This window comes from Streptomyces sp. NPDC059875, from assembly GCF_042731085.1.
In the GTDB taxonomy this organism is placed as follows: Bacteria; Actinomycetota; Actinomycetes; order Streptomycetales; family Streptomycetaceae; genus Streptomyces.
In genome coordinates this window covers 1-14,008 of record NZ_JBHWJZ010000071.1, presented here as the reverse complement: position 1 = coordinate 14,008, position 14,008 = coordinate 1, and the positions used below count along the sequence as shown (strand labels likewise).

Genomic DNA, 14,008 nt, shown 5'->3' with positions numbered 1-14,008 from the left:
CCGACGGGGACACACCCCCGTCGGCCCGCCGCCGTTTGTGCGGCGTTGTCAGTGCCAGCGGATAGCCTGCACAAACAGATTTACGAAGACGGTCCGAGGTCCAGGGAGGGGCTCAGGTGCGCGTGCTCGGGGTGGACCCGGGGCTGACCCGGTGCGGGGTCGGCGTCGTCGAAGGCGTCGCCGGGCGGCCCCTGACCATGGTCGGCGTGGGCGTGGTGCGGACGGCGGCCGACGCCGACATCGGCGTCCGCCTGGTCGGCATCGAGCGCGGCATCGAGGAGTGGCTCGACCGCTTCTCGCCCGAACTGGTCGCCGTGGAGCGGGTGTTCAGCCAGCACAACGTACGTACGGTCATGGGCACCGCGCAGGCCAGCGCCGTCGCCATGCTCTGCGCCTCGCGCCGCGGCATCCCCGTCGCCCTGCACACCCCCAGCGAGGTCAAGGCCGCCGTCACCGGCAGCGGGCGGGCCGACAAGGCCCAGGTCGGAGCCATGGTGACCCGGCTGCTCCGGCTCTCCGCCCCACCCAAGCCGGCCGACGCCGCCGACGCCCTCGCCCTGGCCATCTGCCACATCTGGCGGGCCCCCGCACAGAACCGCCTCCAGCAGGCCGTCGCCGCCCATCACGCATCGAAAGGCCGTTCCGCATGATCGCCTTTGTCAGCGGCCCGGTCGCCGCGCTCGCCCCCACCACCGCGGTCGTCGAGGTCGGCGGCGTCGGCATGGCCGTCCAGTGCACCCCGAACACCATCGCCGGCCTGAGGATCGGTCAGGAGGCCCGGCTGGCCACGTCCCTGGTGGTCCGTGAGGACTCCCTGACGCTGTACGGCTTCGCCGACGACGACGAGCGGCAGGTCTTCGAACTGCTCCAGACGGCGAGCGGAGTCGGACCGAGGCTGGCCCAGGCGATGCTGGGCGTGCATTCCCCGGACGCGCTGCGCCTCGCGGTCTCCACCGGGGACGAGAAGGCGCTGACCGCCGTGCCCGGCATCGGCAAGAAGGGCGCGCAGAAGCTCCTCCTGGAGCTGAAGGACAAGCTGGGCGCCCCACTGGGCAGCAGCGGCCTCGTCGGCGCCCAGCGCGCGGTGGCCTCCGGCCCGGCGCCGTGGACGGAGCAGCTGTCCGCCGCGCTGATCGGCCTCGGGTACGCGTCGCGCGAGGCGGAGGAGGCGGTGTCGGCGGTGACGCCGCAGGCCGAGGCCGCGATCGCCTCCGGCGGCTCGGCCCCGGTCCCGCAGCTCCTGCGCGCCGCCCTCCAGACCCTGAACCGCGCCAGATAGCCCTGCGGGGCCTCTTTCCCCACCCCGCCCCTTCCCGAAACTGGGGGCAAGCCCCCAGACCCCCGTACGGCCTGCGGCCGTGTCCTAAAGCGCCGGACGGGCTGAAGTTCCGCCCAGAGGGCGGAATTCAGCCTCGCCGGCGTTTGAGGCGCGGGGTCTGGGGCGGAGCCCCAGTTCGGGAAGGGGCGGGGTGGGGAAGGAGCCCCGCGCAGCGGCCCCCGCCCCGCAGACACGTACCGCACCACCACCACGAAGGCAGACACCGTGAACTGGGACGACGACATCGCACCGGCCGCCGAGGAGCGCATCGTCGGCGCGGCCGCCGAGAGCGACGACCAGGCCGTCGAGGCGGCCCTGCGCCCCAAGGACCTCAACGAGTTCGTCGGTCAGGAGAAAGTGCGCCAGCAGCTCGACCTGGTCCTCAGGGCTGCCCGCCAGCGCGGCGCCACCGCCGACCACGTCCTGCTCTCCGGCGCCCCCGGCCTCGGCAAGACCACCCTGTCGATGATCATCGCGGCGGAGATGAACGCCCCGATCCGGATCACCTCCGGCCCCGCCATCCAGCACGCCGGCGATCTCGCCGCGATCCTCTCCTCCCTTCAGGAGGGAGAGATCCTCTTCCTCGACGAGATCCACCGCATGTCCCGCCCCGCCGAGGAAATGCTCTACATGGCGATGGAGGACTTCCGCGTCGACGTCATCGTCGGCAAGGGCCCCGGCGCCACCGCCATCCCCCTGGAGCTGCCGCCCTTCACCCTGGTCGGCGCCACCACCAGGGCCGGACTCCTGCCGCCCCCGCTCCGCGACCGCTTCGGCTTCACCGGTCACATGGAGTTCTACGACCCCTCCGAGCTCGAGCGCGTCATCCACCGCTCCGCCGGACTCCTCGACGTCGAGATCGACACCGCCGGGGCCGCCGAGATCGCCGGCCGCTCCCGCGGCACCCCCCGGATCGCCAACCGCCTGCTGCGCCGCGTCCGCGACTACGCCCAGGTCAAGGCCGACGGAGTGATCACCCGCGAGATCTCCGCCGCCGCCCTCGGGGTGTACGAGGTGGACAGCCGCGGGCTCGACCGGCTGGACCGGGCCGTCCTGGAGGCCCTGCTCAAGCTCTTCGGCGGCGGGCCGGTCGGCCTCTCCACCCTCGCGGTCGCGGTGGGGGAGGAGCGCGAGACCGTCGAGGAGGTCGCCGAACCCTTCCTCGTACGGGAAGGTCTCCTGGCGCGTACGCCCCGTGGTCGCGTCGCCACTCCCGCGGCATGGACACATCTCGGACTCGTTCCGCCGCAGGCAGCGGCCCCGGGCGCGCCAGGAAGCGGACAACAGGGGCTCTTCGGGGCGTGACGGCGCGGAGACTCGTCGGGGTAGGAACCAGGGTGCGATGCTGGACGTTGTTCCAATGATGCGGACTCGCCTAGACTCCGCCGATGCCGACCTTTCTGGCCGGCACGCCCACCCCCGAAGATCAGGCCGCGGGTTCTCCGCGTCCGTGCGAAGGAAACCCGTCCCGTGAGTATCGTGACCCTCCTCCCCTTCATCGTCCTCATCGGGGCCATGTTCCTGATGACCCGCTCTGCGAAGAAGAAGCAGCAGGCGGCCGCGCAGATGCGCGACGAGATGCAGCCCGGCACCGGCGTACGCACGATCGGGGGGATGTACGCCACCGTCAAGGAGATCGGTGACGAGACCGTCCTCCTCGAGGTTGCGCCCGGCGTGCACGCCGTCTACGCGAAGAACGCGATCGGCGCGGTCCTTCAGGACGCGGAGTACAACCGCATCGTCCACGGCGACGAGCCCGACGCCGAGACCGTCGTTCCGGACGACGCCTCCTCGCTGACCGAGCCCGCCGAGCCCGCCGAGGCCGACGCCTCGGACGACGCCGCCGAGGTCACCGAGGACGCCAAGCCCGACCTGACCAAGAAGGTCGAGGCCGTCGAGGCCGACACCGTGGTCAAGAAGGACGACAAGGCCGACGGCGAGACCGAGGCGAAGTAGTCCGGACCGGGGACCGCGGTACGCCCACCGGCGTCCGCGGTCCCCGGCACGGTTCCACGTCTGCGGGGGCAGGTCCCCACACACACATCGTGGCCGTACCGCGCACACCCGGCGCGGGACGGTTGGACAGGGAGAAACGACAAGGTGGCAGCACCGAAGAAGGGCCGAAGGCCGGCGGGGGGCCAGAGCAGGCCGGGGCGTGCCCTGGCTCTGATCCTGATCGCCATGGTCGCGCTCACGGGCGGAATGTTCTGGTCGGGTCACACCACGCCGCGGCTGGGCATCGACCTCGCCGGTGGTACGTCGATCACGCTGAAGGCGAAGGCCGAGCCCGGCCAGGAAGACGCCGTCAACGAGACCAACATGAACACGGCGGTCGGCATCATCGAGCGCCGTGTCAACGGTCTGGGTGTCTCCGAGGCCGAGGTCCAGACGCAGGGCCGCGAGAACATCATCGTGAACATCCCCCGGGGTGTGAACGAGAAGCAGGCCCGTGAGCAGGTCGGCACCACCGCCCAGCTCTACTTCCGGCCCGTCCTGACCTACGCGCCCTCCGAGCAGCCGGCGCCGAAAGCGAGCTCGTCGACTTCGCCGAAGCCCTCGGCCTCCGGCTCGACCGCCGACAGCGGCAAGAAGGACGAGAAGTCCGCCACCCCGTCGGCGAGCGCCTCCACCCAGGGCCGCGCGGTCTCCGAGGCCCTGAAGGCCCCGAGCCCCACGCCGACCCCGAGCGGCTCCGCCACCCCGAAGAGCTCCGAGAGCCCGAAGCCCTCCGGCACCCCGAGCACCGACCCCGCGACCTCCGCCCTCGAGCAGAAGTTCGCCACCCTGAACTGCCTCGACCCGAAGCAGCGCGCCGAGGCCGGCCAGGGCGTCAAGCCGGAGCAGTCCACCGTCGCCTGTGGCAAGAACGCCATCGGCCAGTGGGAGAAGTACCTCCTCGGCCCGGCCGAGGTGGACGGCAAGGACGTCGACGACGCCCAGGGCACCTTCGACCAGCAGCGCGGCATGTGGATCGTGAACATGGAGTTCACGGACGAGGGCGCCAAGAAGTTCTCGAAGATCACCAGCAAGCTGTCGCAGCAGCAGGAGCCGCAGAACCAGTTCGCGATCGTCCTGGACGGCGAGGTCGTCTCGGCCCCGTCGGTGCGCACCACGCTGAGCGCCAACGCGGAGATCTCCGGCAGCTTCAACCAGCAGTCCGCCCAGGACCTCGGCAACATCCTGTCCTACGGCGCCCTGCCGCTCTCCTTCGACACCCAGAGCGTCGACACCGTCACCGCCGCCCTCGGCGGTGAGCAGCTGGAGGCGGGTCTGATCGCCGGTGCGATCGGTCTCGCGCTCGTGGTCCTCTACCTGGTCGTCTACTACCGCGGCCTGTCGCTGATCGCCCTGCTCAGCCTGGGTGCCTCGGCGCTGCTCACGTACGTGATCATGGCCCTGCTCGGCCCGGCCATCGGCTTCGCGCTGAACCTGCCAGCCGTCTGTGGCGCCATCGTCGCCATCGGTATCACCGCGGACTCGTTCATCGTCTACTTCGAACGCATCCGCGACGAGGTCCGCGAGGGCCGCACGCTGCGTCCCGCGGTCGAGCGTGCCTGGCCGCGCGCCCGCCGCACGATCCTCGTCTCCGACTTCGTGTCGTTCCTCGCCGCCGCGGTGCTCTTCCTCGTCACCGTCGGCAAGGTGCAGGGCTTCGCGTTCACCCTCGGTCTGACCACCCTGCTCGACGTGGTCGTGGTGTTCCTCTTCACCAAGCCGCTGATGACGCTGCTCGCGCGCACCAAGTTCTACGGCGAGGGTCACGCCTGGTCCGGTCTTGACCCCAAGCGCCTCGGCGCCAAGCCGCCCCTGCGCCGCTCCCGCCGTGTCTCCGCCCCCGTCGACCCGAAGGAGGCGTGAGATGGCGAAGAAGCACGACAGCCTCGGCGCCCGGCTCAACCGCGGTGAGGTCGTCTACGACTTCATCGGCAACCGCAAGCTCTGGTACGGCATCTCGATCCTGATCACCATCACGGCGATCGTGGCCCTCGCGGTCCGCGGGCTGAACATGGGCATCGAGTTCCAGGGCGGCGCCGTCTTCACCACCCCGAAGTCGGACGTCTCCGTCTCGCAGGCCCAGGAGTACGCGGAAGAGGCCTCCGGCCACGACGCGGTCGTCCAGAAGCTCGGCAGCGGCGCCCTGCGCATCCAGGTCGGCGGACTCGACACCGAGAAGTCCGACCAGGTCCGCGCGGAGCTCGCCAAGGACCTGAACGTCGCCGAGAACAAGATCGCGGCGGAGCTGGTCGGTCCCAGCTGGGGCGAGCAGATCGCCACCAAGGCATGGACCGGTCTCGCGGTCTTCATGATCCTCGTGGTGATCTATCTGGCCATCGCCTTCGAGTGGAGAATGGCGGTCGCGGCGCTCGTCGCCCTGATCCACGACCTCACCATCACCGTCGGCATCTACTCGCTCGTCGGCTTCGAGGTCACGGTCGGTACGGTCATCGGTCTGCTGACGATCCTCGGCTACTCGCTGTACGACACGGTCGTCGTCTTCGACTCCCTCAAGGAGGGAACGAAGGACATCACCAAGCAGACCCGCTACACCTACAGCGATCTGGCCAACCGTTCGATCAACGGCACCCTGATCCGTTCGATCAACACCACCGTCGTGGCGCTGCTGCCGGTCGCCGGCCTGCTCTTCATCGGTGGCGGCGTCCTCGGCGCCGGCATGCTGAACGACATCTCGCTGTCGCTGTTCGTCGGCCTCGCCGCCGGTGCGTACTCCTCGATCTTCATCGCCACCCCGATCGTCGCCGACCTCAAGGAACGCGAGCCGGCGATGAAGGCGCTCAAGAAGCGGGTGCTCGCCAAGCGGGCTTCCGCGGCGGACAAGGGCGAGCCCCTAGACGCCGACGAGGACACGGCCGTCGTCCAGGACGAGGCGGAGACCGCCGTCGTCGGACAGCGCGGCCGCCGCGGCAGGCCGTCGGAGCGCCGCGGATGACCGCCGAGGCACCGGACACCACCGGTCTGCTCCTCAGCCGGATCCGGGACGTCCCCGACTACCCGAAGCCGGGCGTGCTGTTCAAGGACATCACCCCGCTGCTCGCGGACCCGGAGGCCTTCACGGCGCTGACCGACACCCTCGCCACGCTGTGCACCACGCACGGCGCGACGAAGATCGTCGGCCTGGAGGCGCGCGGCTTCATCCTCGCCGCACCGGTGGCCGTCCGCGCGGGCCTGGGGTTCATCCCGGTCCGCAAGGCCGGCAAGCTGCCCGGTGCGACGCTGAAGCAGGCGTACGAGCTGGAGTACGGCACCGCCGAGATCGAGGTGCACGCCGAGGACCTGGCCGCGGGCGACCGCGTCATGGTCATCGACGACGTCCTCGCCACCGGCGGCACCGCCGAGGCCTCGCTGGAGCTCATCCGGCGGGCCGGCGCCGAGGTCGCGGGTGTCGCGGTCCTCATGGAGCTCGGCTTCCTCGCCGGGCGGGCCCGGCTGAAGCCCGCGCTGCGCGGCGCCCCGCTGGAGGCGCTGATCACGGTCTGACACCGCACTCGCCTGCGGTGGGAGGGGCGCTCCGGGGAATCCCCGGGGCGCCCCGGCCGTTTTCCCGGTATGTCCCGGAACGGGACCGCTACCCACGTGGCGGCCGTCTCACCCTTCGCGCGCGTGAGCACGGCGCGCCCCGGATCGATACCATGGGCTTTCCGGGCCTGACCGGGGGACCCGGCACCGCACGAGGAGCGCTCTTGCCAGACGAGGCCCAGCCACTCTCCGCCGCGCAGCCCGACCCGCAGGCCGAGAAGGCCGCGGCGGACCCCGCGACGCCCACGAACAAGCCCGCGGAGAGCAGGCCCGCGCCCGTGGCCCCCGCCCCGGCACCGGCCTCCACGCCCAAGCCCGCGCCCGCCCCGGTGGCCCGCTCCGGCGGCGGCTCGTCCAACCGTGTGCGCGCCCGTCTCGCCCGGCTGGGCGTCCAGCGCTCCTCCCCGTACAACCCGGTCCTCGAACCGCTGCTGCGGATCGTCCGCTCCAACGACCCGAAGATCGAGACCGCGACGCTGCGCCAGGTCGAGAAGGCCTATCAGGTCGCCGAGCGCTGGCACCGCGGTCAGAAGCGCAAGAGCGGCGACCCGTACATCACGCACCCGCTCGCCGTCACCACCATCCTCGCCGAGCTCGGCATGGACCCGGCCACCCTCATGGCCGGTCTGCTGCACGACACCGTCGAGGACACCGAGTACGGCCTGGACACCCTGCGCCGCGACTTCGGCGACCAGGTCGCGCTGCTCGTCGACGGCGTCACCAAGCTCGACAAGGTCAAGTTCGGCGAGGCCGCCCAGGCCGAGACCGTGCGCAAGATGGTCGTCGCCATGGCCAAGGACCCGCGCGTCCTGGTCATCAAGCTCGCCGACCGCCTGCACAACATGCGCACCATGCGCTACCTCAAGCGGGAGAAGCAGGAGAAGAAGGCCCGCGAGACCCTCGAGATCTACGCGCCGCTGGCCCACCGCCTGGGCATGAACACCATCAAGTGGGAGCTCGAGGACCTCGCCTTCGCGATCCTCTACCCCAAGATGTACGACGAGATCGTCCGGCTCGTCGCCGAGCGCGCGCCCAAGCGCGACGAGTACCTCGCCATAGTGACCGACGAGGTCCAGTCCGACCTGCGCGCCGCCCGCATCAAGGCCACCGTCACCGGCCGGCCGAAGCACTACTACAGCGTCTACCAGAAGATGATCGTCCGCGGCCGGGACTTCGCGGAGATCTACGACCTGGTCGGCATCCGCGTCCTCGTGGACACCGTCCGCGACTGCTACGCGGCCCTCGGCACCGTCCACGCGCGATGGAACCCGGTCCCCGGCCGGTTCAAGGACTACATCGCGATGCCGAAGTTCAACATGTACCAGTCGCTGCACACGACGGTCATCGGCCCCAACGGCAAGCCGGTCGAGCTGCAGATCCGTACGTTCGACATGCACCGCCGGGCCGAGTACGGCATCGCCGCGCACTGGAAGTACAAGCAGGATCCCTCCGCCGGCGCATCCAAGGTGCGCACCGACGTGCCGAAGAGCGCCGGCAAGGACGACCACCTCAACGACATGGCGTGGCTGCGCCAGCTGCTCGACTGGCAGAAGGAGACCGAGGACCCCAGCGAGTTCCTGGAGTCCCTGCGCTTCGACCTGTCGCGCAACGAGGTCTTCGTCTTCACCCCCAAGGGCGACGTCATAGCGCTGCCGGCCGGGGCCACCCCCGTGGACTTCTCGTACGCCGTCCACACCGAGGTCGGCCACCGCACCATAGGGGCGCGGGTCAACGGGCGGCTCGTCCCGCTCGAATCGACCCTCGACAACGGCGACCTGGTGGAGGTCTTCACCTCCAAGGCCGCCGGCGCCGGGCCGTCCCGCGACTGGCTGGGCTTCGTCAAGTCCCCGCGGGCCCGCAACAAGATCCGCGCGTGGTTCTCCAAGGAGCGCCGCGAGGAGGCGATCGAGCAGGGCAAGGACGCCATCGCGCGGGCCATGCGCAAGCAGAACCTGCCGATCCAGCGGATCCTGACCGGCGACTCGCTCGTCACACTGGCCCACGAGATGCGCTACAGCGACATCTCCTCGCTGTACGCGGCGATCGGCGAGGGCCATGTCACCGCCCAGTCCATCGTCCAGAAGCTGGTGCAGGCCCTCGGCGGCGAAGAGGCGGCCAACGAGGACCTCGTCGAGACCGCCCCGCCGACGCGCGGGCGCGCCAAGCGCCGCTCCAGCGCCGACCCGGGTGTCGTCGTCAAGGGCGTCGAGGACGTCTGGGTCAAGCTGGCCCGCTGCTGTACGCCCGTACCGGGCGACCCGATCATCGGCTTCGTCACCCGCGGCAGCGGCGTATCGGTTCACCGCAGCGACTGCGTCAACGTCGATTCGCTCTCCCGCGAGCCCGAGCGCATCCTCGAGGTCGAGTGGGCCCCCACCCAGTCCTCGGTGTTCCTGGTCGCCATCCAGGTCGAGGCGCTCGACCGCTCCCGGCTGCTGTCGGACGTCACCCGGGTCCTGTCGGACCAGCACGTCAACATCCTGTCGGCGGCCGTCCAGACCTCCCGCGACCGGGTGGCCACCTCGCGCTTCACCTTCGAGATGGGCGACCCGAAGCACCTCGGACACGTCCTGAAGGCCGTCCGCGGCGTGGAGGGCGTCTACGACGTCTACCGGGTCACCTCGGCGCGCAGGCCGTAGACCCTCCGTACGAAAGGGGCCCCGGTACCTTCTCGGTACCGGGGCCCCTTCGCGTACGTACGACGGACTCTTCTCAGCCGCCGAACTCCTCCAGGCCCTTCAGCGCCTGGTCGAGGAGCGCCTGGCGGCCCTCCAGCTCACGCGCCAGCTTGTCGGCCTTGGCGTCGTTGCCCGCCGTGCGGGCCGCGTCGATCTGCTTCTGCAGCTTGTCGACCGCGTCCTGCAGCTGGCCCGTCAGACCCGCGGCACGCGCGCGTGCCTCCGGGTTCGTCCGGCGCCACTCCGACTCCTCGGCCTCCTGGAGCGCCCGCTCCACCGCGTGCATCCGGCCCTCGACCTTCGGGCGGGCGTCGCGCGGAACGTGGCCGATGGCCTCCCAGCGCTCGTTGATGGAGCGGAAGGCCGCACGCGCCGCCTTCAGATCCGTCACGGGCACCAGCTTCTCGGCCTCGACCGCGAGCTCCTCCTTCAGCTTGAGGTTCTCGGTCTGCTCCGCGTCCCGCTCGGCGAAGACCTCGCCGCGCGCAGCGAAGAACACGTCCTGGGCGCCGCGGAAGCGGTTCCACAGGTCGTCCTCGTGCTCGCGCTGGGCGCGGCCCACCGCCTTCCACTCCGCCATCAGCTCGCGGTAGCGGGCGGCCGTGCCACCCCAGTCCGTGGAGTTGGAGAGCGACTCGGCCTCGGCGACCAGCTTCTCCTTGGCCTTGCGGGCATCCTCGCGCTGCGCGTCCAGCGAGGCGAAGTGCGCCTTGCGGCGCTTGGAGAAGGCCGAGCGGGCGTGCGAGAACCGGTGCCACAGCTCGTCGTCCGACTTCCGGTCGAGCCGAGGCAGGCCCTTCCAGGTGTCCACGAGCGCCCGCAGGCGCTCACCGGCAGCCCGCCACTGCTCGCTCTGCGCCAGCTCCTCGGCCTCCTTGACCAGAGCCTCCTTGGCGCCACGCGCCTCGTCGGTCTGCTTGGCCTTCTGGACCTTGCGCTCCTCGCGGCGCGACTCGACCGTCTCGACCAGCTTGTCGAGCCGGGTGGTCAGCGCGGCGAGGTCACCCACGGCGTGATGCTCGTCGACCTGCTGCCGGATGTGGTCGATCGCGGCAGTGGCGTCCTTCGCCGAGAGGTCGGTGGTCTTCACCCTCTTCTCGAGGAGGCCGATCTCGACAACCAAGCCCTCGTACTTGCGCTCGAAGTAGGCCAGTGCCTCCTCGGGAGTGCCGGCCTGCCACGATCCGACGACCTTCTCGCCCTCGGCAGTACGCACGTACACGGTGCCCGTCTCATCGACGCGGCCCCACGGGTCGCTGCTCACAGCGCCTCCTCCACATGATGCCGACGAGGGGGTTGTGCCCCCTGGGCATCGTCCACAGTTTCCCGGCGGGCCTCGCCCGCCCTCAACAACGCGGATACAGGACCGCGCTGCACAACGCCAATCTAGGCGACCGGCTGCCCGGCTGTCCGCACTCAGCGCGACCGAAATTCAACGGTCGCGCCGTGCGTCAGTTCTTGCTGACCGTGGCCTTCTCGATGGTGACGGCCTTCTTGGGCGCGCCGTCCTTGGCACCGCCCTGGACCCCGGCCTTCGCGACCTCCTGGACGGCCTTCAGGCCGGCCGCGTCGATCTTCCCGAAGGGGGTGTAGCTCGGCGGCAGCTTCGTGTCCTTGTAGACGAGGAAGAACTGGCTGCCGCCGGTGCCCGGCTGACCGGTGTTGGCCATCGCCACCGTCCCGGCCGGGAAGGTCACCGAACCGTCCGCGCCGGCCTTGCCCAGGGAGTCCAGGTTCTCGTCCGGGATGGTGTAGCCGGGGCCGCCGGTGCCGTCGCCCTTCGGGTCGCCGCACTGGAGGACGAAAATGCCCTCCGTGGTGAGCCGGTGGCACTTCGTCCCGTCGAAGTACTTCTTGTCGGCCAGGTGCTTGAAGGAGTTCACCGTCTGCGGGGTCTTCGCCGCGTCCATGGCGATGGAGATGTCGCCCTCGTTCGTCTTCAGCGCCATCGTGTAGGTGGCCTTCTGATCGACGGCCATCGCAGGCCCGGGCGTCGTCGACCCGCTCGCCGAGGGGGTCGGGGTACCGCTCGCCGCGGAGTCGCCGGAGCTCTTCGCGTCGCCGTCGGTCAGTGCGACCGAGGCGTACACCGCTCCGCCCGCGGCCAGCACGACGGCGAGCGAGGCGGCGATGACGGTGTTCCGGCGCCTGGCCTTCTGCCGCGCCTCCTGCCGTCGCTGCTGCTGCCGTACGTACTTCTCCCTGGCGAGCTGCCGCCGCCGCTGATCGCTGCTGACCACCGGGTCTGCTCCTTGTCGCTCGTTCGTTCCTGCCCGGGCCGGGTGTGCCCGTACCGTATACGGGTTGGCTGTGGAATACGCAGCGCCGGTAGGCTCTGATCTGCCGTTTCCGCTCCGCCGCACGCCAGTGCCGGACGACATTTAAGGACGATCGTGCTGATTGCCGGGTTCCCCGCCGGGGCCTGGGGGACCAACTGCTATCTGGTCGCCCCCGCCGCAGGCGAGGAGTGCGTGATCATCGACCCGGGCCACCAGGCCGCCCAGGGAGTCGAGGAGACGCTCAAGAAGCATCGGCTCAAGCCCGTCGCGGTGGTCCTCACCCATGGCCACATCGACCACGTCGCCTCTGTCGTCCCGGTCTGCGGCGCCCATGACGTACCCGCGTGGATCCACCCCTCCGACCGGTACATGATGAGCGACCCGGAGAAGGCCCTCGGCCGCTCCATCGGGATGCCGCTCATGGGCGAGCTGACCGTGGGCGAGCCGGACGACGTGCACGAGCTCACCGACGGCGCGAAGCTGGACCTCGCCGGACTGGAGTTCTCCGTCGCGCATGCGCCCGGTCATACCAAGGGGTCGGTGACGTTCCAGATGCCGCAGACCACGGAGATCCCCTCCGTGTTCTTCTCCGGCGATCTGCTCTTCGCCGGCTCCATCGGACGCACCGACCTGCCCGGCGGTGACATGGACGAGATGCTCGAATCGCTGGCCCGCGTGTGCCTGCCGCTCGACAACTCGACCGTGGTGCTGTCGGGACACGGTCCCCAGACGACCATCGGCCAGGAGCGCGCCACCAACCCGTACCTGCGGGACGTGGCCGCCGGCCTCGGGAGCGCGAAGGCTCCCCGACGAGGAATGTGACGAGACTTTCGTGAGCACCTTCAAGGCCCCCAAGGGCACGTACGACCTGATTCCGCCGTACTCGGCGAAGTACCTGGCGGTGCGGGACGCCATCTCCGGACCGCTGCGGAAGTCCGGCTACGGCTACATCGAGACCCCCGGCTTCGAGGACGTCAACCTCTTCGCGCGCGGTGTCGGCGAGTCCACCGACATCGTGACCAAGGAGATGTACACCCTCACCACGAAGGGCGGCTCAGAGCTGGCCCTGCGTCCCGAGGGCACCGCCTCCGTGCTGCGCGCGGCCCTTGAGGCCAGCCTGCACAAGCAGGGAAACCTGCCGGTCAAGCTCTGGTACTCCGGCTCGTACTACCGCTACGAGCGCCCGCAGAAGGGCCGTTACAGGCACTTCTCCCAGGTCGGCGCCGAGGCGATCGGCGCCGAGGACCCCGCGCTCGACGCCGAGCTGATCATCCTGGCCGACCAGGCGTACCGATCCCTCGGCCTGCGGAACTTCCGCATCCTGCTGAACTCGCTCGGCGACAAGGAGTGCCGCCCCGTCTACCGCGAGGCGCTGCAGACCTTCCTGCGCGGCCTCGACCTCGACGAGGAGACGCTCCGCCGGGCCGAGATCAACCCGCTGCGCGTCCTCGACGACAAGCGTGAGGCCGTACAGAAGCAGCTGGTCGGCGCGCCGCTGCTGAGGGACTACCTGTGCGACGCGTGCAAGGCGTACCACGAGGAGGTGCGCGCGCTGATCACCGCGGCGGGTGTGGTCTTCGAGGACGACCCCAAGCTGGTCCGCGGCCTGGACTACTACACGCGGACGACCTTCGAGTTCGTCCACGACGGCCTGGGCTCGCAGTCCGCTGTCGGCGGCGGCGGCCGCTACGACGGCCTCTCCGAGATGATCGGCGGCCCGGCGCTTCCGTCGGTCGGCTGGGCTCTCGGTGTGGACCGCACGGTCCTGGCCCTGGAGGCGGAGGGCGTCGAGCTGGACATCCCGGCGGCGACCAGCGTGTTCGCCGTGGCACTCGGCGACGAGGCGCGCCGCGTGCTGTTCGCCAAGGTCACCGAGCTCCGCAAGGCGGACGTCGCGGCGGACTTCGCGTTCGGCGGCAAGGGCCTCAAGGGCGCGATGAAGGACGCCAACCGCTCGGGCGCCCGGTACGCGATCGTCGCCGGCGAGCGCGACCTGGCCGAGGGCGTCGTCCAGCTCAAGGACATGGAGTCCGGCGAGCAGGAAGCGGTGGCTCTGGACAGGCTCGTCGACACCGTCCGGGCCAAGCTGGCCTGATCCGCGGAGTCATGACGTCGGGGCCGGTCGCGAGCTGCGGGGTGGTGCCCGGCCGCAAGGACCCCAGCGCCTGGACGCCGGCGGGGGCGCGCACAGAGAGGGG

General features: G+C 70.4%; 12 protein-coding genes. 10 read left to right on the top strand and 2 right to left on the bottom strand.

Annotation, left to right across the window (positions count from 1 at the left end; genetic code table 11):
* Window positions 1-116 precede the first annotated feature (116 nt).
* The 8 genes from ruvC to ACFV9D_RS38355 all read left to right on the top strand — a co-directional run bounded on the left by ruvC (window position 117) and on the right by ACFV9D_RS38355 (window position 9,492).
* Window positions 117-650 carry a crossover junction endodeoxyribonuclease RuvC gene (gene ruvC / locus ACFV9D_RS38390; protein ID WP_385157588.1) on the top strand — a complete coding sequence of 178 codons (534 nt, stop codon included), beginning with the start codon at window positions 117-119 and terminating at the stop codon, window positions 648-650.
* Window positions 647-1,279 (top strand): Holliday junction branch migration protein RuvA, encoded by a 633-nt coding sequence (ruvA, locus tag ACFV9D_RS38385; protein ID WP_385157585.1) that lies wholly within the window; start codon window positions 647-649, stop codon window positions 1,277-1,279. Before ruvC ends, ruvA begins: the two co-directional genes overlap by 4 nt.
* A 264-nt stretch (window positions 1,280-1,543) precedes the next feature.
* Window positions 1,544-2,623 (top strand): Holliday junction branch migration DNA helicase RuvB, encoded by a 1,080-nt coding sequence (gene ruvB / locus ACFV9D_RS38380; protein ID WP_385157582.1) that lies wholly within the window; start codon window positions 1,544-1,546, stop codon window positions 2,621-2,623.
* Between the two features lie 165 nt (window positions 2,624-2,788).
* Window positions 2,789-3,274, top strand: a complete 486-nt coding sequence (gene yajC / locus ACFV9D_RS38375) for a preprotein translocase subunit YajC (RefSeq protein ID WP_385157579.1) — start codon at window positions 2,789-2,791, stop codon at window positions 3,272-3,274.
* A 144-nt stretch (window positions 3,275-3,418) separates the two neighbouring features.
* Window positions 3,419-5,176, top strand: a complete 1,758-nt coding sequence (secD, locus tag ACFV9D_RS38370) for a protein translocase subunit SecD (protein WP_385157576.1) — start codon at window positions 3,419-3,421, stop codon at window positions 5,174-5,176.
* A gap of 1 nt (window position 5,177) precedes the next feature.
* The gene (secF, locus tag ACFV9D_RS38365; protein WP_385157573.1) at window positions 5,178-6,266 is read left to right on the top strand and encodes a protein translocase subunit SecF; all 1,089 of its coding nucleotides are present in this window, start codon (window positions 5,178-5,180) and stop codon (window positions 6,264-6,266) included.
* Window positions 6,263-6,814 (top strand): adenine phosphoribosyltransferase, encoded by a 552-nt coding sequence (locus tag ACFV9D_RS38360; protein WP_385157570.1) that lies wholly within the window; start codon window positions 6,263-6,265, stop codon window positions 6,812-6,814. Before secF ends, ACFV9D_RS38360 begins: the two co-directional genes overlap by 4 nt.
* Before the next feature lie 203 nt (window positions 6,815-7,017).
* Window positions 7,018-9,492, top strand: a complete 2,475-nt coding sequence (locus tag ACFV9D_RS38355; RefSeq protein ID WP_385157567.1) for a RelA/SpoT family protein — start codon at window positions 7,018-7,020, stop codon at window positions 9,490-9,492.
* 73 nt (window positions 9,493-9,565) lie between these two features.
* On the opposite strand, the gene ACFV9D_RS38350 is transcribed toward ACFV9D_RS38355, so the two are convergent.
* Both ACFV9D_RS38350 and ACFV9D_RS38345 read right to left on the bottom strand, forming a co-directional pair.
* Window positions 9,566-10,795, bottom strand: coding sequence for a DUF349 domain-containing protein (locus tag ACFV9D_RS38350; RefSeq protein ID WP_385157564.1), 1,230 nt, complete (start codon window positions 10,793-10,795; stop codon window positions 9,566-9,568).
* 187 nt (window positions 10,796-10,982) lie between these two features.
* Complete coding sequence (locus ACFV9D_RS38345) at window positions 10,983-11,771, bottom strand: peptidylprolyl isomerase (protein WP_385157561.1); 789 nt, start codon at window positions 11,769-11,771, stop codon at window positions 10,983-10,985.
* Window positions 11,772-11,924: 153 nt separating this feature from the next.
* Here ACFV9D_RS38345 and ACFV9D_RS38340 point away from each other — a divergent pair, with 153 nt between their 5' ends.
* Window positions 11,925-12,632, top strand: coding sequence for an MBL fold metallo-hydrolase (locus ACFV9D_RS38340; protein ID WP_385157558.1), 708 nt, complete (start codon window positions 11,925-11,927; stop codon window positions 12,630-12,632).
* Between the two features lie 10 nt (window positions 12,633-12,642).
* A complete protein-coding gene (gene hisS, locus ACFV9D_RS38335) occupies window positions 12,643-13,905 on the top strand; it encodes a histidine--tRNA ligase (RefSeq protein ID WP_385157555.1) in 1,263 nt (420 codons plus the stop codon).
* The last annotated feature ends 103 nt before the right edge of the window (window positions 13,906-14,008 follow it).